Annotated in this window: 20 protein-coding genes; 14 read left to right on the top strand and 6 right to left on the bottom strand. The window is 63.3% G+C overall.

Going from position 1 to position 19857, the window contains the following annotated elements; all coding sequences use genetic code 11:
* Positions 1-19 precede the first annotated feature (19 nt).
* The 6 genes from ahpF (at position 20) to HOP51_RS01555 (ending at position 7224) form a co-directional block, all read left to right on the top strand.
* Positions 20-1576: an alkyl hydroperoxide reductase subunit F gene (gene ahpF, locus HOP51_RS01530; RefSeq protein ID WP_234272178.1), complete on the top strand. Its 1557-nt coding sequence runs from the start codon at positions 20-22 to the stop codon at positions 1574-1576.
* A 224-nt stretch (positions 1577-1800) separates the two neighbouring features.
* Positions 1801-2823 (top strand): amino acid ABC transporter substrate-binding protein, encoded by a 1023-nt coding sequence (locus HOP51_RS01535; protein WP_234272179.1) that lies wholly within the window; start codon positions 1801-1803, stop codon positions 2821-2823.
* 180 nt (positions 2824-3003) lie between these two features.
* Positions 3004-4032, top strand: a complete 1029-nt coding sequence (locus HOP51_RS01540) for an amino acid ABC transporter substrate-binding protein (RefSeq protein WP_234272180.1) — start codon at positions 3004-3006, stop codon at positions 4030-4032.
* 111 nt (positions 4033-4143) lie between these two features.
* Positions 4144-5334, top strand: coding sequence for an amino acid ABC transporter permease (locus HOP51_RS01545; RefSeq protein ID WP_234272181.1), 1191 nt, complete (start codon positions 4144-4146; stop codon positions 5332-5334).
* Positions 5335-5344: 10 nt separating this feature from the next.
* The gene (locus tag HOP51_RS01550; RefSeq protein WP_234272182.1) at positions 5345-6445 is read left to right on the top strand and encodes an amino acid ABC transporter permease; all 1101 of its coding nucleotides are present in this window, start codon (positions 5345-5347) and stop codon (positions 6443-6445) included.
* Positions 6446-6495: 50 nt separating this feature from the next.
* Positions 6496-7224: an amino acid ABC transporter ATP-binding protein gene (locus HOP51_RS01555; RefSeq protein WP_234272251.1), complete on the top strand. Its 729-nt coding sequence runs from the start codon at positions 6496-6498 to the stop codon at positions 7222-7224.
* 201 nt (positions 7225-7425) lie between these two features.
* On the opposite strand, the gene HOP51_RS01560 is transcribed toward HOP51_RS01555, so the two are convergent.
* Both HOP51_RS01560 and HOP51_RS01565 read right to left on the bottom strand, forming a co-directional pair.
* On the bottom strand, positions 7426-7854 hold the full coding sequence (locus HOP51_RS01560) for a hypothetical protein (RefSeq protein WP_234272183.1): 429 nt from the start codon (positions 7852-7854) through the stop codon (positions 7426-7428).
* Positions 7855-7977: 123 nt separating this feature from the next.
* A complete protein-coding gene (locus HOP51_RS01565; protein WP_234272184.1) occupies positions 7978-8568 on the bottom strand; it encodes a histidine phosphatase family protein in 591 nt (196 codons plus the stop codon).
* 156 nt (positions 8569-8724) lie between these two features.
* Between HOP51_RS01565 and phnD the strand changes: the two genes are divergently transcribed.
* From phnD to HOP51_RS01595, 6 genes are all read left to right on the top strand, one after another.
* Positions 8725-9732: a phosphate/phosphite/phosphonate ABC transporter substrate-binding protein gene (phnD, locus tag HOP51_RS01570; RefSeq protein WP_234272185.1), complete on the top strand. Its 1008-nt coding sequence runs from the start codon at positions 8725-8727 to the stop codon at positions 9730-9732.
* 71 nt (positions 9733-9803) lie between these two features.
* Positions 9804-10610 (top strand): phosphonate ABC transporter ATP-binding protein, encoded by an 807-nt coding sequence (phnC, locus tag HOP51_RS01575; protein WP_234272186.1) that lies wholly within the window; start codon positions 9804-9806, stop codon positions 10608-10610.
* Entirely contained in the window at positions 10597-11406 is an 810-nt protein-coding gene (gene phnE, locus HOP51_RS01580) for a phosphonate ABC transporter, permease protein PhnE (RefSeq protein WP_234272187.1), read from the top strand. Before phnC ends, phnE (HOP51_RS01580) begins: the two co-directional genes overlap by 14 nt.
* Positions 11400-12209, top strand: coding sequence for a phosphonate ABC transporter, permease protein PhnE (phnE, locus tag HOP51_RS01585; protein WP_234272188.1), 810 nt, complete (start codon positions 11400-11402; stop codon positions 12207-12209). The genes phnE (HOP51_RS01580) and phnE (HOP51_RS01585) overlap by 7 nt, the downstream gene beginning before the upstream one ends.
* Before the next feature lie 117 nt (positions 12210-12326).
* Entirely contained in the window at positions 12327-12755 is a 429-nt protein-coding gene (locus tag HOP51_RS01590) for a host attachment protein (RefSeq protein ID WP_234272189.1), read from the top strand.
* A gap of 108 nt (positions 12756-12863) precedes the next feature.
* Positions 12864-14927, top strand: a complete 2064-nt coding sequence (locus HOP51_RS01595) for a methyl-accepting chemotaxis protein (protein WP_234272190.1) — start codon at positions 12864-12866, stop codon at positions 14925-14927.
* A gap of 26 nt (positions 14928-14953) precedes the next feature.
* On the opposite strand, the gene HOP51_RS01600 is transcribed toward HOP51_RS01595, so the two are convergent.
* Positions 14954-15880 carry a LysR family transcriptional regulator gene (locus HOP51_RS01600; RefSeq protein ID WP_159555406.1) on the bottom strand — a complete coding sequence of 309 codons (927 nt, stop codon included), beginning with the start codon at positions 15878-15880 and terminating at the stop codon, positions 14954-14956.
* Positions 15881-16026: 146 nt separating this feature from the next.
* Between HOP51_RS01600 and HOP51_RS01605 the strand changes: the two genes are divergently transcribed.
* The gene (locus HOP51_RS01605; RefSeq protein WP_159555404.1) at positions 16027-16803 is read left to right on the top strand and encodes a ferredoxin--NADP reductase; all 777 of its coding nucleotides are present in this window, start codon (positions 16027-16029) and stop codon (positions 16801-16803) included.
* 97 nt (positions 16804-16900) lie between these two features.
* On the opposite strand, the gene glnK is transcribed toward HOP51_RS01605, so the two are convergent.
* From glnK to HOP51_RS01620, 3 genes are all read right to left on the bottom strand, one after another.
* Complete coding sequence (glnK, locus tag HOP51_RS01610; RefSeq protein ID WP_086509163.1) at positions 16901-17239, bottom strand: P-II family nitrogen regulator; 339 nt, start codon at positions 17237-17239, stop codon at positions 16901-16903.
* 213 nt (positions 17240-17452) lie between these two features.
* Positions 17453-18703 (bottom strand): ammonium transporter, encoded by a 1251-nt coding sequence (locus HOP51_RS01615; protein ID WP_234272252.1) that lies wholly within the window; start codon positions 18701-18703, stop codon positions 17453-17455.
* Between the two features lie 96 nt (positions 18704-18799).
* Complete coding sequence (locus tag HOP51_RS01620; protein WP_234272191.1) at positions 18800-19138, bottom strand: P-II family nitrogen regulator; 339 nt, start codon at positions 19136-19138, stop codon at positions 18800-18802.
* 290 nt (positions 19139-19428) lie between these two features.
* Between HOP51_RS01620 and HOP51_RS01625 the strand changes: the two genes are divergently transcribed.
* Positions 19429-19785, top strand: a complete 357-nt coding sequence (locus HOP51_RS01625; protein WP_234272192.1) for an accessory factor UbiK family protein — start codon at positions 19429-19431, stop codon at positions 19783-19785.
* Positions 19786-19857: the final 72 nt, after the last annotated feature.

The raw sequence follows: 19857 nt of genomic DNA on the forward strand, positions 1-19857 counted from the left end.
CATGAAGGAAACCGCTGTCATGTTGGACGACAATCTGAAAAGTCAGCTAAAAGCCTATCTGCAGAAGGTCACGCAGCCGTTCGAGATCGTCGCATCCCTCGATGACGGCGCGAAATCCCAGGAGCTGCATGGGCTGCTGAAGGACATCGTCGCTCTGAGCGACAAGATCACCCTGCGCCTGGACGGTACGGATGTGCGCAAGCCCTCTTTCGCCCTGAACCGTCCCGGCGAGGAGACTGGCCTGGTCTTCGCCGGCATTCCCATGGGCCACGAATTCACCTCGCTGGTACTGGCTCTGCTGCAGGTCGGCGGCCATCCGCCCAAGGTCAGCGACGACACCCTCGCCCAGATCAAGGCGCTAGAAGGCGAGTTCCACTTCGAGACCTACTACTCGCTGTCGTGCCAGAACTGCCCCGACGTGGTTCAGGCGCTCAACCTGATGGCCATCTTCAACCCAGGCGTGCGCCACGTCGCCATTGACGGCGCGCTGTTCCAGGGTGAGGTCGAAGAGCGCCAGATCATGTCGGTGCCGAGCATTTACCTCAATGGTGAGCCCTTCGACCAGGGGCGCATGAGCCTAGAGCAGATCCTGGCCAAGGTCGATACCGGCGCGGCCCAGCGCGAGGCGGCCAAGCTCAACGAGAAGGATGCCTTCGACGTGCTGGTGGTGGGCGGCGGCCCGGCCGGCGCCGCGGCGGCCATCTACGCCGCGCGCAAGGGCATCCGCACCGGCGTGGCGGCCGAGCGCTTCGGCGGCCAGGTGCTCGATACCATGGCGATCGAAAACTTCATCTCCGTGCCCTACACCGAAGGCCCCAAGCTGGCCGCGGCGCTCGAGCAGCACGTCACGGAGTATGAGGCCGACATCATGAACCTGCAGCGTGCGGTCAAGCTGATCCCAGCCTCCGACCAGGGCGGCGAGCACGAGGTGGAGTTCGAGTCCGGCGCGCGCCTCAAGAGCAAGACGCTGATCCTCTCCACCGGCGCCCGTTGGCGCGAGATGAACGTGCCCGGCGAGGCTGAGTACCGCAACAAGGGCGTGGCCTACTGCCCCCACTGCGACGGCCCGCTGTTCAAGGGCAAGCGCGTGGCGGTGATCGGCGGCGGCAACTCCGGCGTCGAGGCGGCCATCGACCTGGCTGGCATCGTCGGCCACGTGACCCTGATCGAGTTCATGGATGAGATGCGTGCCGACGCGGTGCTGCAGAAGAAGCTGCGCAGCCTGCCCAACGTCGAGATCATCCTCGGCGCGCGCACCACCGAGGTGAACGGCGACGGTACCCGGGTCAACGGCCTGACGTATGAGGAGCGTGCCAGCGGCGAGATCAAGCGGCTCGAGCTGGAAGGCATCTTCGTGCAGATCGGCCTGGTGCCCAACACCGAATGGCTCACCGACTCGCCGATCGAGCTGTCGCAGCGCGGCGAGATCGTCATCGACGAGCACGGCATGACCTCGGTGCCCGGCATCTTTGCCGCCGGCGACGTCACCACCGTGCCCTACAAGCAGATCGTCATCGCCATGGGGGAGGGATCCAAAGCCGCCCTGGGCGCCTTCGACTACCTGATTCGCCACTGAGCCGGCGCGTCCTCGACACGCCCTGGGCAAGCGAGCCCTCTACCGAAGACTACGCCTCCACAGGCTGCACCTGTGGAGGCGTTTCGTTACCTGGCTAAGAATTCTTCGTTGAAGACAAGCGCCTTCCGCGTCGCACCGCACCGTGCAAGCGCTGGGGGGATGCGCTAATCATGGAGCGAGGCCTACCGATGGTCTGCCATGATTGCCAACAACGAGGAAACGACATGATCCATGACGATAGGCTGGCGTGGCTAGTGCCGGCGGCGTTGATGCTGGGCGGTATCGGCTCGGTTCAGGCGGCAACGCTCGACGATGTTCTCGAGCGCGATCAGGTGCGCTGTGGTGTCAATGCGGCCCAGCCGGGTTTTTCAGCGCTGGACGATGAAGACGTCTACCGGGGCCTGGACACCGATGTCTGCCGGGCCATTGCCGCAGCGGTGCTGGGCGATGCCGAAAAGGTACACTTCGTGCCGCTCGATTCGGTGGAACGTTTCACGGCCCTGCAGTCGGGTGAGGTGGATGTACTCTCGCGCACCACTACCTGGACCTCGTCCCGCGATACGACGCTGGGCGTCAATTTCACCGGCGTCAGCTACTACGATGGCCAGGCCTTCATGGTCGCCAGCGACCTGGGCGTGGAGAGCGCCACGGAGCTCGACGGTGCGGCGGTATGCACCCAGTCGGGCACTACCAGCGAACTCAATCTGGCCGACTACTTTCGCGCCAACGGTATGGTGTACGAGCCGGTGGTATTCGACTCGCCGGAGCAATCGATAGCAGGCTTCGAGGCCGGGCGCTGTGACGTGCTCAGTTCCGACGCATCCCAGCTCTACGCCCAGCGCATGCAGCTCGCCGATCCCGACAGTGCGGTGGTACTGCCCGAGATCATCTCCAAGGAGCCGCTGGGGCCGGCCGTACGCCAGGGCGATGACCAGTGGTTCAATATCGTCAAGTGGTCGCTGTTTGCCATGCTCAACGCCGAGGAACTCGGTGTCACCAGCGAGAACGTCGACGAGATGCTCGACTCCGAGGACCCGGACATCGCCCGCCTGCTGGGCCGAGACGGCAGCTACGGTGAAGGCATGGGGCTCGCCGCCGACTGGGCCTACCAGATCGTCAGTCAGTTGGGGAATTACGGCGAAATGTACGAGCGCAACTTGGGCTCCGGCTCCGGTTTCGACATCGCCCGCGATCATAACGCCCTATGGACGGAGGGTGGGCTGCATTATGCGCCACCGGTGCGCTGAGCCGCGCTGGCTGCACCAAAAAGGGGCTGTAAGGCAGGCCGGATCGCCTTCGCTGCGAGCGTTGAATAACAGTTTTGCCTGCGCTATCCCCGCCTTGGAACAATCCTTGCTAAGGTGCAGGGCACATGCTCCGGCATGCTGCGTTCAAGAACACCAAAAATCATCTATGAGGGATCCTTCATGCGCGATAATAAAAACAAGTGGGTGCTACTCACTTCCGCAGCCGCACTGGCTCTGGGTACCGCTTCTCTGGCTTCGGCCAACACTCTACAGAACACCATCGAGCGTGGCGCCGTGCAGTGTGGCGTCAGCGACGGCCTGCCGGGCTTCTCCGCGCCGGACGACCAGGGTGAGTGGCAGGGCCTGGACGTCGACGTCTGCCGCGCTGTGGCGGCAGCGGTGTTCGGTGACGCCGAGGCCGTGCGCTACATCTCGCTGAACGCGGTCGAGCGCTTCACCGCGCTGCAGTCCGGTGAGGTCGACGTGCTTTCGCGCAACACTACCTGGACCACCACCCGCGACACCACCTTGGGCCTCAACTTCACCGGCGTGACCTTCTACGACGGCATCGGCTTCATGATCAATCGCGATCTCGGCGTTTCCAGCGCCAAGGATCTCGACGGTGCGGCGATCTGCGTACAGTCCGGTACCACCACCGAACTCAACGTGGCCGACTACTTCCGGGCCAACGACATGGCGTTCGATCCCATCGTCTTCGATACCTCCGAGCAGACCGTGGGCGGTTACGAGGCCGGCCGTTGCGACGTGCTGACCTCTGACACCTCCCAGTTGGCGGCGCTGCGCATCCAGCTTTCCGACCCGGATCAGTCGGTGATCCTGCCCGAAATCATCTCCAAGGAGCCGCTGGGCCCGGTGGTCCGTCAGGGCGACGACCAGTGGTTCAACATCGTCAAGTGGTCGCTGTTTGCCATGCTCAACGCCGAGGAGATGGGCATCACTCGGGACAATGTCGACGAGATGCTCGAGTCCGAGGACCCGGACATCGCCCGCCTGCTGGGCCAGGACGGCAACTACGGCGAAGGCATGGGTCTCGACGCTGACTGGGCCTACAACATCATCAGCCAGGTCGGTAACTATGGCGAAAGCTACGAGCGCAACGTAGGCATGGGCTCACCACTGCAGATCGAGCGCGGCATCAATGCGCTGTGGACCGAAGGCGGCATCCAGTACGCTCCGCCGATTCGCTGATCGTACCGCCCGGGGTATCGCGGGATGCCCCGATCCTCGTACTGCCACGGCCCGGATACCCCGGGCCGCTGGCGGATACCTGCTTGACGGATCCAGGCGGAGAGTCCCTTCATGTCCGTTCGACCCAAGGCCCATTCGCTAGGCCCAAAACCGCCGTTCTGGCGTGATCGCGCCAAGCGTGCGCTGATTTTCCAGGCCCTGCTGATTGCCGCGGTGGTGGTCTTTCTGTTCTACATCATTGGCAATACCCAGGCCAACCTGGCGGCGCGCGGCATTACCACCGGCTTTGGTTTCCTGACCAATACCGCCGGCTTCGGCATCGTGCAGAGCCTGATCGACTATTCGTCGCAGAGTACCTACGGTCGTACCTTCGTGGTAGGCCTGCTCAACACGCTGCTGGTTTCCGCGCTGGGTATCATCGCGGCCACCATCATCGGTTTCATCGTCGGTATCGCCCGGTTGTCGCCTAACTGGCTGATCGCCAGGCTGGCCAGCGGTTATATCGAGATATTCCGCAATATCCCCCTGCTGCTGCAGATATTCTTCTGGTACTTCGCCGTGCTCCGTGCCATGCCGGCCGCGCGGGACAGCTATTCGCTAGGTGAGGTGATCTTTCTCAACGTGCGCGGCCTCTACGTGCCGTCGCCGCTGTTCGAGTCGGGGTTCGGCCTGATTCCGCTGGCCTTCGGCGTGGCCATCGTGGCCAGTATTGCCTTGACGATCTGGAACAAGCGGCGCCATGAAGCCACCGGCCAGCGCCTACCCGCCGGCTGGATCTCCCTGGGGCTGATCGTCGGCTTGCCGCTGCTGGTGCTGTTCGTCACCGGCGTGCCGGTCACCTGGGACGTACCGGAGCTGCGCGGCTTCAACTTCCGCGGTGGTATCACCGTCATTCCTGAATTCCTGGCCCTGTGGCTGGCGCTGTCGATCTATACGGCCTCGTTCATCGCCGAGATCGTGCGCTCCGGCATCCAGGCGATACCCCACGGCCAGACCGAGGCGGCCCAGGCATTGAGTCTGCCGCAGAACCTGGTGCTGCGCCTGGTGGTGGTGCCTCAGGCCCTGCGCGTGATCATTCCGCCACTGACCAGCCAGTACCTCAACCTGATCAAGAACTCCTCGCTGGCCACGGCCATCGGCTATCCGGACCTGGTCTCGGTGTTTGCCGGTACCACGCTCAACCAGACCGGGCAGGCGATCGAGGTCATCGCCATGACCATGGCGGTCTACCTCACCATCAGCCTGCTGGTGTCGATGTTCATGAACTGGTTCAACGCCCGCGTGGCGCTGGTGGAACGCTAGGAGAGGCGCCATGACGATACAACACAAGATGATAGAGGCGCGTCCGGCACCCAGAAGCACCGTGGGGCCGATAGCCTGGCTGCGTGCCAACCTGTTCAGCGGGCCGGTGAATACCGTCGCCACCCTGATCGGGATCTACCTGCTCTACCTGCTGTTGACGCCCACCATCCAATGGGCCTTCATTAACGCCGACTGGATCGGCACCAGCCGTGACGATTGCTCCCGAGAGGGGGCCTGCTGGGTGTTCGTCAGTGCCCGCTTCACCCAGTTCATCTACGGGCTATATCCGCGCAGTGAACTCTGGCGGGTCGATGTGACGTTCATTACCTTCGCCGCTCTGATTGCCTGGCTGGCGATACCGCGGCTGCCGTTCAAGCGCTGGGTGGCACTGGCAACTCTGGTGGCCTTCCCGATATTTGCCTATTTCATGCTCTATGGCGGTCACTTCGGCCTGCCGCAGGTGCCAACCCATCGCTGGGGCGGCCTGATGCTGACCCTGGTGCTGGCTGTGGTGGGCATGGTTGGGGCATTGCCGATCGGTATCCTGCTGGCGCTTGGGCGCCGTTCGCAGATGCCCATCGTCAAGAGCTTCTGCGTGGTGTTCATCGAGTTCTGGCGCGGCGTACCCCTGATTACGGTGCTATTCATGGCTTCGGTGATGCTGCCGCTGTTCATGCCAACCGGGGTCAGTGTCGACCGCCTGATCCGGGCCTTCATCGGTATCACGCTGTTCCAGAGCGCCTATATGGCCGAGGTCATCCGCGGTGGGTTGCAGGCGATCCCCCGTGGCCAGGAGGAAGCGGCGGCGGCGCTGGGCATGAGCTACTGGATGCGCATGGGCCTGATCGTGCTGCCCCAGGCGCTGAAGATGATGATCCCCGGCATCGTCAACACCTTCATCTCGCTGTTCAAGGACACCACCCTGGTCATGATCATCGGGCTGTTCGACCTGTTGGGTATCGTACAGGCGGCGCTGTCGGATTCTCGCTGGCTGGGCTTCTCGCTGGAGGGCTACGTGTTCGCCGCGTTCATGTTCTGGGTCTTCTGCTTCAGCATGTCGCGCTACAGCCAGTACCTGGAGCGGAAACTCCACACCGGCCATAAGAGATAGGAATGAGAACAATGACTGAACAGGCAACCCAGGCCGGCACCGAGACCCTCATGGTCGAGATGCGCGGCGTCAACAAGTGGTACGGCGACTTCCATGTACTTCGCGACATCCACCTCGAAGTCAAGCGTGGCGAGCGGATCGTCATCTGCGGCCCCTCGGGCTCCGGCAAGTCAACACTGATCCGCTGCATCAACCACCTGGAGGAGCACCAGGCCGGCGAGATCGTGGTCGGTGGCGTGCCGCTGACCCAGGACGTCAAGCGCATCGAGCAGATTCGCCGCAGCGTGGGCATGGTGTTCCAGCACTTCAACCTCTTCCCGCACCTGACGGTACTGGAGAACTGTTGCCTCTCGCCGATGTGGGTACAGAAGAAGCCGCGCCGCGAGGCCGAGGAGCAGGCCATGCGCTATCTCGAGCGGGTGCGTATCGCCGAACAGGCGCGCAAGTACCCCGGGCAGCTCTCGGGGGGGCAGCAGCAGCGCGTGGCGATTGCCCGTTCGCTGTGCATGCATCCCGACGTGATGCTGTTCGACGAACCGACTTCGGCGCTCGATCCGGAGATGATCAAGGAGGTGCTCGACGTCATGGTGGAGCTGGCGGAGGAGGGCATGACCATGCTCTGCGTGACCCATGAGATGGGCTTTGCCAAGACGGTCGCCGACCGGGTGATCTTCATGGACCAGGGGCAGATCATCGAGGAGAACGCGCCTGAGCCCTTCTTCAACAATCCGCAGTCCGAGCGTACCCAGCTCTTCCTCAGCCAAATTCTCGGCCACTAAAGTGCAGGCTTGCCGGATCCGTAGCTTCCCGCGGATCCGGCACATTCGCATGCTGCCCAAGCAGCAGCACGCGATTGCGTCCGTCATGCTTGGCGGCATATAGCGCCTGGCCAGATCGATCACCCACTCATGACTGAATTGTACATACGCGTTACATAAGGAGGCGCGGCGAAAGGAGGCCGGGCCTTCAGGAGCGCACCATCAGGTGTCTCCTTGTGGTCTCAAGGGATCGGCGGGACGTGTTACCCGTGCACTGCCGAGAACGCTGGGCTCGATTTCGATCGAACGTGCATCGCTGGTCCAGGCTGCCTGGGCATCGTGTACGGCTGGTCGGCGTTCGAAGGAGCGGGTCACCATGTCGCTGGGGGCGAAGCCCTCCCGGGGGCCCAAATGGTACGGCAACAGGCAAAGCTCGATGAGTAGACGTAAGGTAAGTGCCGTAGCCAACCAGAGCCCGGCCCCCACCGCCAGGCTCGGCCAGACTTGGCTCCACTCAACGGCGGTGAGCCAAGGCGAGCGCGGCAGCAGCCACAGCGCGGCGGCAGTCAGCAGGCCGAGTTGGAGCAGAGCGTGGATGAAGAGCAGGACGCCGCGGGACATGGGGCGGCGGGGAAAGAAAAACTGTCGCATCGGGGTCCTCCCGTTGAAGCATCGCAGTACGATGATGTGACCGACCTCCCTGCCAGTGTCTCGATGCTACCTCAGTTGGAGGACGAGCGTCAGCCGTTACATCGGGAAACCGAGTGTCTGCGCTCAGTCGAGCATAGTGATGCTGGCGGGCAGCAGCGGCTCACGGGCGCGGTGTTCGCTCAGCAGGCGTCCCTCAAGGGCGGTCAGCATGATCTGCAATGGGTCGCCATGACTCACCAGCAGGATGGTTTCGTCACGCAGCGTCTGCTCCAGTGAGGCGATGACGCCCTGCATGCGGGCCGCCACGCTGGCCACGCTCTCGACGCCGTATTCGCAGTGCTCGGGGCTGCGTGCGTCATGAGCCCAGACCTCTTGGTAGCGGCTATCCGGGAGCCCCTCGAAGCTGCCGAAATCGCGCTCGCGCAGGCGTGGCTCGGGCTGCAATCCGAGGCCGAAGTGATCGGCCACTCGCCTGGCGGTTTCGGTGGTGCGCAGGAAGTCGGAATGCAGGACACGGGTCGGGGACGGCCAGCGCCAGTTGGTGAGCAGTTCGTCCAACTGCACCTGACCTGCTGCCGAGAGCCCGTAGCCCGCGAGCCCGCGGGCTGGAGTGCTGATGATGAGGTGCTCGGCATTGGCCTGGCTATAGCCGTGGCGCATCAGGAGATAGCGGTTGTTGCGTTGGCCCGAAGCAGAATGAAATCGAATTGACATCGTATTGTCATATTACCTAGATTGTTGGTTAGTTTCGTTTGCGATCATTTGGAGCCTCCCGTGTTCGCTTTCGAGCAGATGAGCGGCTTCTCCGGCATCTTCGCTCCCGCCATCGCTGAAAACAACATAATGACAGTGATACAGAGAGACACGCCAATGACAATAGCCAAGCCTTTCTTACCGTCCCCCCTGGCCACCCTGGCCTTCTCCTCGCTGCTGCCGCTGGCCCTGCTGTTATCGGCTCAGGCTCAGGCGCAAACCGATTGCCCGCGCGGTGACCTGGATACCCTCTACTGCGACGAGGATGGTGACATGGTCGCCGACCGCCCCGCCGACGAATCCGAGTGGGCCGATCCCGATACGCTGATCTTCGCCTACACCCCGGTAGAGGATCCGGCAATCTACTCCGATATCTGGCAGCCCTTTATCGATCACCTACAGGAGGTGACTGGGCGCAACGTGCGCTTCTTCGCCGTGCAGTCCAACTCGGCCCAGGTCGAGGCCATGCGCAGCGGGCGGCTGCATATCGCCGGCTTCTCCACCGGCCCGACGCCCTTCGCCGTGAACCTCGCTGGAGCGGTGCCTTTCGCGCTGATGGGCTCCGACGATGGCCAGTTTGGCTACACCCTGCAGGTCTACACCCATGTCGACTCCGACATCGAGGAGATGGAGGACCTCAAGGGCAAGCGGGTCGCGCATACCTCGCCAACTTCCAACTCAGGCAACCAGGCGCCGCGCGCCCTGTTTCCGGAGCTCGGCATCGTACCCGACGAAGACTACGAGGTGGTCTACTCGGGCAGCCACGACCAGTCGATGCTGGGCGTGGTCGCTCGTGACTACGATGCCGCGCCGGTGGCTTCCGAGGTGGTCGAACGCATGGCCGCGCGCGGCCTTTACGACGAGGACGAGGTGCGCCTGATCTACGAGTCCGATCGCTTTCCTACTACCTCCTACAACTATGCGCACAACTTGCATCCCGACCTGGTCGAGAAGATCGAGGAGGCTTTCTTCTCCTTCGATTTCGCCGGCACCGAGCTGGGCGACGAGTTCGAGGGCGTGGAGAAGTTCATTCCCATCAACTACCAGGAACACTGGGAAGTGATCCGCACCATCCAGTCCGCCAACGACGTGCGCTACACCCGCGAGGATCTGGAACAGGAATGAGCCTGGCGCGTGGCGCCAGCGCCCCCGGCATGGCCGGGGGCGCACCTGTCCCTTGTACGTGAGGTGGATGAATGCTGGAAATTTCGAAACTGGTCAAGCGTTACGGACGTGACAAGCCAGTGCTCAAGGAGCTGGATCTGACGGTGGAGGGCAGCAGTGTGGTATCCATCGTCGGTGCCTCCGGGGCCGGCAAGAGCACCATGCTGCGCTGTATCAACCGCCTGGTGGAGCCGACTTCCGGCTCGATCAAGCTCAATGGCACCGAGCTGGTGAGGCTCAAGGGGCGCGAATTGCGTCGGACTCGGCGAAAGATTGGCATGGTCTTCCAAGGCTTCAACCTGATCGACCGGCTCACGGTGATGGAGAACGTGCTGGCCGGTCGGCTCGGCTACGTCAACCTGTTCCAGGCGATCACCCGGCGCTATCCCCAGAGCGACATCGAGCGCGCCTTCCAACTGATGGAGCGGGTGGGCATCGCCCACTACGCCAACAAGCGGGCCGACGAGCTTTCGGGCGGCGAGCGGCAGCGGGTCGGCGTGGTGCGGGCGCTGATGCAGGAGCCTGAGATCCTGCTCGCCGACGAACCCACTGCCTCGCTCGACCCGCGCACCTCCGAGCAGATCATGAAGCTGCTGCATAGCCTGGCTCACGAACTCTCGTTGCCGGTATTGATCAACATCCACAACGTGGCCCAGGCCAAGGCCTATACCGAGCGAATCGTTGGGCTGCGTCACGGGCGGATGATCTTCGACGGTGCACCGGCCGGTTTCGGCAAGGAGGCGCTCGATGCCATTTATGGCGGCATTGAGACGGCCGAGGAGGAGATCACCGCGGAGCCCGGCCGTTCGACACAAGGGGTGGCCCATGACTCCACCTGACCACGCCGACGTGCCGCGCACTTGGCGCAAGCCGCCGTTCATCGCCAATCCGGCGCTGCGCTACGGGCTGTGGCTGGCGGTGATCGTCTACCTGATATGGGCCTTCGGTTCGCTGCCGTTCAACTGGGAGCGCATCAGCGAGGGCTTGCCGCGGGCGGCGCGCATCTTCGGCGGCGGCTTTCCGCCGAGCTTCGAGCGCAGTGGCCTGCTGATCACCGGCTTCAAGGAGAGTTTCCAGATCGCCATCCTGGCCACCCTGCTCGGTGTGGCGCTGTCGATTCCGTTTGCGGTGATGGCGGCCAGGAACGTGGCTCCCAAGCCGATCTACCTGCTCGGGCGCGCAGTGATCATCGTCTCGCGCAGCTTTCATCCGGTGATCGTGGCCATCCTCTTCGTCGCGGCGGTAGGCTTCGGGCCGCTGGCCGGCATCCTTACCCTGACGGTCTACTCGATAGGCTTCGTCGGCAAGCTGCTGGCCGAAGAGATCGAGGAGATCGACTGGGGCCAGGTCGAGGCGATGAAGGCAGTCGGGGCGGGTTACTTCGCGACTCTGGTCTATGCCGTGTTCCCGCAAATCCTGCCGCGCCAGGTAGGGCTCTCCATGTATCAGCTCGACAGCAATCTGCGCGCCTCGGCGGTGGTCGGCATCGTCGGCGCCGGGGGGATCGGCGGCACCCTGATGAATGCCTTTGGTCGCTACGACTACGATTTCGCTTTCGCTATCCTGCTCACGATTATCGCCGTGATCCTGGTCAGCGAAGGCATCAGCGGCTGGGTGAGGAAGAAAATATGGTAGATCACGCCGGTGCCATGGCCGACCGCGTGTGGCGGCGCTACGACCGCAAACAGCGCCTGACTCGCTATGCCGCGCTGCTCATCACCGTGATGGTGGTCTACTGGGCGGTGCGCGACATCGACATCTTCTGGCCCTGGGTATGGGATGCCCCCAACCAGATCTCGAATCTGGGTGCGCGCATGTGGCCGCCCGATCCCTCGCGCTTGGCGGCCATCACCAATGCACTGCTGGAAACGGTGCACATCGCCACGTTGGCCACTGCGCTGACGATTTTCATCGCGCTGCCGGTCTCCTATATCGCCGCCCAGAACACCACGCCCAATCGTGCCTGCCTATGGCTGGGACGCTTCATACTGGTTTCCAGTCGTTCGGTGAACACCATCATCTGGGCGTTGCTGTTCGTGGCCATCTTCGGCCCGGGAGTGCTGGCGGGGATTCTTGCCATCATGTTCCGCTCGGTGGGCTTCATTGGCAAGCTGATGGGCGAGGCGATCGAGGAGATCGATCGTCGGCCGGTAGAGGCCATGGAAGCCACTGGCGCCTCCAAGGCCAAGGTGATCGCCTACGCCATCGTGCCGCAGGTAATGCCGGCATTCTTCGCTATCGTCATCCTGCGCTGGGACATCAATATCCGCGAGTCGACGGTACTTGGGCTGGTCGGCGCCGGCGGCATCGGGGTGATCCTGCAAGGGGCCATCGACACCTTCGCCTGGCCCACGGTGGCCACCATCCTGATCGCCATCATCGTGCTGGTACTGATCGGCGAAGCGGTGACGGGACTACTGCGGCGCAAGGTGCTCTAGACAAGGACTCTGGAGACAGGCTCGAGGGACGGCCGGTTGACCTTCCTGGCGGCCCTTGCCATGTTGAAGTCGAGAGCCCGCCGCGGGCGTTCCCATATACTGCATCAAGGAGAGGCTATGACAACGTATATCGTGGTCGCCGATGCCGCTCGGGCGCGCGTGTTCACTCGCGATACGCTCAAGCTCGAGGAAAAGGAAAGTCTGGTGCACGCTGAAGGGCGCCTGCACGAGGGAGACCTGGTCACCGGTACTACGGGAAGCGTCGACGAATCGACATCCCATGCGCGGCGTGCCAGCCGCGGCGACAGTGTCGCCCTGGAGCATGAGGCGGAGATCTTCGCCAAGCAGATCGCCGAGCGCATCTACAAGGCGCGGGTCGACAACAGCATGGACAAACTGATCCTGGTGGCCCCGCCGCGTTTTCTGGGCGTGCTACGCGGCAAGCTCGATGGACCCACCACCAAGCTGATCATCCACACCTTGGACAAGGATCTGTCCAAGGCGCCGATGAACGATATCCAGGAGGCCGTCAGCGATATGCGCTGAGCGAGCCACAACTTCCGCTCAAGGCGTGGGCGTTCTTGCCGATAAGGTAGGCATGGCCGTGAAGTTTACTTCGCTGCAACATGCTTCCCCTTTCTGCGAGAGCGCCCAATGCATCTCAAATCGATCCGTCAATTCGTAGTCCTGCTGGCCGGACTCTGCCTGTTGGCCGTGGTCGTGGCCCTGGTCGTCTATGGTCTGTTCTCTTCGGCACGTACCCAGCAGACCGTCGAAACCCATACCCGGGAACTGCTCGAGGGAGCGATCGAAGAACGCCTGGCGGTGCTGGCCGATGCCGAGGCCGGCCGTATCCAGCGTGAACTCGAGCACGCACTGACGCTGGCCACCCAACTGGCCGACACCAATGCGCTGATGGGCCAGCAGGACGCCAGCGGACGTCGAGCCCTGTCCTTGAGCCGCCGCGAGCTCTCCAACCTGGTGCGTCAGAGCGTGGTCGAAAATCCCTCGCTGCTGGACGCCTTCATCGGCTGGGAGCCCGATGCCTTCGGCCGCGATGCGTTGTATGCCGACCTCGGCGAAGCCGATGGTTACGACGGCAGCGGTCGCTTCATGCCCTGGTGGTATCGCACTGGAGAAGGCCGCGTCGAGGTGTTGCCACTGGGCGAGACCATGGAGAGCACGGCCGTGCTCGCCAGCGGTGTGCGCGAAGGTGAATATTACCTCTGCCCACGCGAGACGCTCGCGCCTTGCATCATCGACCCGGCACCCTACGACTATGACGGCGAGACGCTGCTGGTTACCTCGTTCAACGTGCCGATCGTCGTCGACGGCGCGTTTCGTGGTGTCGCCGGGGTCGACCTGGCACTCGATTTCATCCAGGCACTGCTGCTCGAGGCCAACCAGTCGCTCTACGGCGGGGCGGGCGAAATGGCGCTGGTGGCGGGGCGCGGTGGCCTGGTGGCCCATACCGGCGATGCCGACCGGCTCGGTGCGGCAGCCAGCGAGGCTTTCGACGCCGAGGTGCTTGGTGCCATCGAACAAGCCCGTGAACGGGGCGAGAGTGTCGGTCTGGCGCGGGCCGGCATGCTGGAGCGTTATCAGCCGTTCACCATTGGGGCTAGCGAGATGCCCTGGACGCTGCTGATCCGCCTGCCCGAGACGGCCGTGATGGGTGAGCTGACAACGCTGCAGGAGGTGCTGGGCGAGCAGCGGCGCGCCGATACCCTGGGCATGGCGCTGGTCGGCCTGCTGCTGGTGGCACTGGGCCTTGCCGCCCTGTGGTGGGTGGGCTCGCGTGTATCCCGGCCGCTGCGCCTGCTGGCCGAGCGTATGCGCGAGATCGCCAGCGACAATGGCGATCTGACCCAGCGGCTGCCGGTGCGCGGGCGTGACGAGGGTGCCGAGCTGGCTACCCAGTTCAATGCCTTCGTCGACAAGATTCACGACGTGCTGATCGACGTGCGCGAAAGCAGCGAATCGGTACGCATGGCGGCCAGCGAGATCGCCAGCGGCGGTGAGGACCTGTCGCGGCGCACCGAGCAGGCCGCCGCCAGCCTGCAACAGACGTCCGCTTCGATGGAGCAGATCTCGGCCACCGTCGAGCATACCTCGGCCTCGTCGCGGGAGGCCAACGGCCTGTCGAAGTCGGCCGCCGAGGTCGCCCAGCGCTCTGGCGACACGGTTGGCCAGGTGGTGGATACCATGCAGGAGATCAGTCGCTCGTCGGAGCGGATCGGCGAGATCGTCAAGGTCATCGACGGCATCGCTTTCCAGACCAATCTGTTGGCGCTCAATGCCTCGGTCGAGGCGGCCAGGGCCGGTGAGCACGGCCGCGGCTTCGCCGTGGTAGCGGGCGAAGTGCGCCAGCTCGCCACGCGCAGCGCCGAGGCCTCACGCGACATTCGCGCGCTGATCGAGGCATCCAGCCAGCGTGTCGTCAACGGCACCGAGCAGGTGGGCCGTGCCGGCGAGAGCATGGGCGAGCTGATGGCCAGCGTGAACCGGGTGGCCAACATGCTCGGCGAGATCAGCATGGCAGCCGGCGAACAGAGCGATGGCATCGGCCAGGTCAGCGTGGCGGTGGCCGACCTTGACCGCATGATCCAGCAGAACGCCGCGTTGGTGGAGGAGTCGACGACCGCCGCCGAGAGGCTCAGCGAGCAAGCCGATCGCCTGGCTCGGGTGGTGGGAAGCTTCCGCCTGCGCGATCGCTGACGGACAGCGGGTAGGAAACTAGAGGGTCAGGATACCGGTGGCAGGTCGATCTCGTCGCTGCGCCTGACCCCCTCGGTCATCTGCCGGCACAGGCGCAGGAACTCGCGCATGCCGGTGGCCAGATACTTGTGACGGTGCCAGATGAAGGCGAACTGGCGGCTCAGGTCGAGCTCCGGCGTGGGAATCGGCACCAGGCTGCCACGCCGGAAGGCATCGCGTAGCGCCAGTTTGGATACACAACCGATGCCGAGGCCCGATTCCACCGCCCGCTTGATCCCTTCGGTATGCTCGAGCTCCAGTAGCGTGTTGAAGCGTCCGCGCCGGTGACGTGCGGCCTGCTCCAGGGTCATGCGGGTACCCGAGCCCTGCTCGCGCATGATCCAGGCCTCGCGCAGCAGTCGGTCGAGTTCCACCGGCCCCTGCCCGGCCAGCGGATGGCGGGGGGAGCAGAACACCGATAGTTCGTCCTCCACCCAGGGCTGGGTGATCACGTCCTCCTCCTCGCAGTGCCCTTCGATGAGCCCCAGGTCGAGCTCGTGCTGACGCACGCGGTCGATGATCTCCCGCGTGTTGCGCACCGCCAGGCGTACCCGGCTCCCCGGGTGGCGTTGCATGAAGTCACTGATCAACAGCGTTGCCAGATAGTTGCCGATGGTCAGGGTGGCGCCCACGTCGAGCGAGCCGATTCCTTGCTGGCCATGCAGGATCTCCTCGATCTCCTCGGCACGGTCGAGCAGCGCCACCGCCTTGGGCAGTAACTGAAAACCCAGCGCATTGAGCCGCAGCCGCTTGCCGACACGGTCGAGCAGTTGACAATCGAACTGGCGCTCGAGCTCGGCCAGGGCGGTGCTGGTGGCGGACTGTGACAGGGATAGTGCCCGTGCGGCACGGGAAACGCTCTCGTGCTGGGCGACGGCGACGAAGACCTCGAGCTGGCGCAGGGTGAAGTGCATGAAACGGCTCAAATTTGATCTATATCAGTAGTATAGATAAAGGATATCCATACAATCCAATTAACAGATAAACCTTGCGCTCTTATAATGCAAGCAAATCGTATTGCCCTGTTAGTTATTCGATTAAGGAATATTCAGGAGTCGGCATGAGCAAGTTTGCATTGGAAGATGTTCTCAGCGTTCATCACTGGAACGACACCCTGTTCAGCTTCCGCACCACACGCGAGCGCAGCCTGCGCTTCAAGAACGGTCAGTTCGTCATGATCGGCCTGGAAGTCGACGGCAAGCCGCTGATGCGCGCTTACTCCATCGCCAGCCCCAACTACGAAGACCACCTCGAGTTCTTCAGCATCAAGGTGCCCGACGGCCCGCTGACCTCGCGCCTGCAGCACCTCAAGGTGGGCGACCAGATCATGGTCAGCCGCAAGCCCACTGGTACCCTGGTCACCGACGACCTGCTGCCGGGCCGCAACCTCTACTTCCTCTCCACCGGTACCGGCCTGGCCCCGTTCATGAGCCTGATCCAGGATCCGGAAGTGTACGAGCGCTTCGAGAAGGTGATCTTGGTGCACGGGGTGCGCAGCGTCAGCGAGTTGGCTTATGCCGACTTCATCCAGAAGGAGCTGCCGGCCCACGAGTACCTGGGTGACGAGATCAAGGAGAAGCTGGTCTATTATCCCACCGTGACTCGCGAAGAGTTCCACACCATGGGTCGCCTCACCGACCACATCCGCAGCGGCAAGCTGTTCGAGGACACCGGTATTGCCCCGATGGACCCCAAGCAAGACCGCGCCATGATCTGCGGCAGTCCGGCGATGCTCGACGAGACCAGCGCGCTGCTCGACGACCTAGGCTTCAACATCTCGCCGCGCATGGGCGAGCCGGGGGATTACGTGATTGAACGCGCCTTCGTCGAGAAGTAAAAAAAGGGCGCTCGCTCACGTTTCGGTGCTTGCCGAGCTTCAAAAAAACCACGGCCTTACGGTCGTGGGTTCTTGTATGTTTGGGCTTTGGCTCGGGTTATACCGCATCCTTGCCGGTTTCGCCGGTGCGGATGCGAATGACCTGCTCCAGCGGGGTGATGAAGATCTTGCCGTCGCCGATCTTGCCGGTGTTGGCCACTTGGGTGATGGCGTCGATCACCTGCTCGACGAGATCGTCGTCGATGGCGATCTCCACCTTCACCTTGGGCAGGAAGTCGACCACGTACTCGGCGCCCCGATACAGCTCGGTATGGCCCTTCTGGCGGCCGAAGCCCTTCACTTCGGTGACGGTGATACCCTGTACCCCGATCTCCGAAAGCGACTCGCGTACGTCGTCGAGCTTGAACGGCTTGATGATGGCGGTCACCAGTTTCATGATCTGTTCCTCATGTCCATTGAGCGCGGCGAAGCGCGCCGTCGCGATGTCGACTCATTGCCTCCAAGCATACACCGCTATGTGGGCAAATAAAAAAGCGTCGGCAGCGATTCCAGGCGCTGCCGCCAGCGGCGGACCGCAGGGGAGGCGGGCATAAAAAAGGCCCTCCGAAGAGGGCCAGGGGAGCACGCCAGCTCACTCGGTTCGTCGCGCTTACTTCTTCGCGACGTTGAATTCGGGATAGGCTTCCAGGCCGCACTCGGCCAGGTCGACCCCTTCGTACTCTTCCTCTTCGCTGACACGGATGCCCATGACGGCCTTGAGGATCAGCCATACCACCAGGCTGGCGAGGAAGACCCAGGCGAAGATGCCGATGATGCCGATGATCTGCGAGCCGAAGGAGGCGTCGGCGTTGGACAGCGGCACCACCAGCACACCCCAGATGCCGACCACGCCGTGCACCGAAATGGCGCCCACCGGATCGTCGATCTTCAGCTTGTCCAGAGTGACGATGGAGACCACCACGATCAGGCCGCCGATGGCGCCGATGAAGGCCGCGCCCAGGGCGCTGGGCTCCAGCGGCTCTGCGGTGATGGCGACCAGACCGGCCAGGGCGCCGTTCAGTGCCATGGTCAGGTCCGCCTTGCGGAACCACAGCTTGGCCAGGATCAGCGCGGCGAGCACGCCACCGGCGGCCGCGGCGTTGGTATTGACGAACACCTGGGCCACATTGTTGGCGGAGATGGCGTCCGAAACCTTCAGTTCGGAACCACCGTTGAAGCCGAACCAGCCCATCCACAGAATGAAGGTACCCAGGGTGGCCAGCGGCATGTTGGCGCCGGGAATGGCGTAGATGGCGCCATCCTTGCCGTACTTGCCCTTGCGCGGGCCGAGGATGAGTACACCGGCCAGGGCCGCGGCCGCGCCGGCCATGTGCACGATGCCGGAGCCGGCATAGTCGCTGTAGCCCAGCGCGTCGAGCCAGCCCTCGCCCCAGGTCCAGTAGCCGGAGATGGGATAGATGACACCGGTGAGCACCACGGCGAAGGCCAGGAAGGCCCACAGCTTCATGCGCTCGGCCACGGCGCCGGAGACGATCGACATGGCGGTGGCCACGAACACCACCTGGAAGAAGTAATCGGAGCGCATGGAGTAATAGGGCGCGTCCTCGTCACCGGCGATGATGGCGCCCAGGGTGTTCTCGGCGCCGATCAGAAAGCCCAGGTTGGGCAGGAAGCCGCCTTCCGGGCTGGAGTACATGATGTAGTAGCCGATCAGCAGGTACATGGTACAGGCGATGGCGAACAGGGCGATGTTCTTGGTCAGGATTTCGGCGGTGTTCTTGGAGCGCACCATGCCGGCCTCGAGCATCGAGAAGCCGGCGGCCATCCACATCACCAGCACGCCGCAAAGTAGGAAATAGAAAGTGTCGAGCGCATACATCAGCTCGGTCAGCTCGGTCAGTTCTGTCATTTTTGCTGTTCTCCTGAACCCGCATATAAGGGCGAGGCGTTATTGCTATGGGTATGGCGTACCCTGTCATGATCCCTGCCGGTCGGCTTAGACGGCGTCGGCGCCCCGCTCGCCGGTACGAATCCGAATCACGTCCTCCAGCGGGGTCACGAAGACCTTGCCGTCACCGATCTTGCCGCTGTTGGCGGCGCTGCAGATGGCATCCAGCACGCTCTCGACGCGGGAGTCGTCCACGGCGACCTCGACCTTCACCTTGGGCAGGAAGTCGACCACGTATTCGGCGCCGCGGTAGAGTTCCGTATGGCCCTTCTGGCGACCGAAACCCTTCACTTCGGTCACGGTGATACCCTGAACGCCGTTGTCGGCCAACGCCTCGCGAACGTCGTCGAGCTTGAATGGCTTGATGATGGCGGTGATGAGCTTCATCGTGTCTCTCCCTGCTGGAAATAGGGGCGGCGGGGGTCGCCAGCCGGCTGTAGACCGCTTAAGCGCGGATCGTGCCAATTCTTTTTAATTTTCGTGGAAACATGATGTTGCATAGACCTCACGGCATGTCTTGCGCCGCAATGGCGCAGCCGGTGCAACCGTCGTGCACCGGAGTGGTGCTGGATCGTGGTGCGGCTGCGCCATGAGGGGGCGAGAGAAGGGAATGCGCCGTGGCGGGGCCTTGCGTATGCTGTAGGGCAACATGAGCAGGCCAACAGGAGAAGCGCACCATGGCGAATCAGGACCCCATCAGCCGACTGGCGCAACAGCTGGGCGAACGCCTGCAGGGAGCGGCCCAGGCGCCGGAGGAATTGCAGAAGGGCATGCAGCAGATCGTGCGCGGCGCCTTCGACCGCCTGGAGCTGGTGTCGCGGGAGGACTTCGACATCCTGATGGACGTGCTACAGCGCACGCGGATTCGTGTCGAAGCGCTGGAGCAGCAGGTCGCGGCGCTGGAACAGGCGCTGGCGGCCCGAGAGACGCCCGCAGCTCAGGCAACCCTCACGCCGTCCAGACAGGGCACTGCGGATACCTCGCCCAAGCAGGATGAGCCGGGCGGACCGGAGGGCGACCAGGCCGAGCGCTGAGCCAGCGTGGAGAGCCCGTTGCGGTACAGTGCTAGTATCTAGCCCTTACGCTAATGAACTGCGAGGGATTGC

The sequence above is a fragment of the Billgrantia zhangzhouensis genome (assembly GCF_021404465.1).
GTDB classification, from domain to species: domain Bacteria; phylum Pseudomonadota; class Gammaproteobacteria; order Pseudomonadales; family Halomonadaceae; genus Halomonas; species Halomonas zhangzhouensis.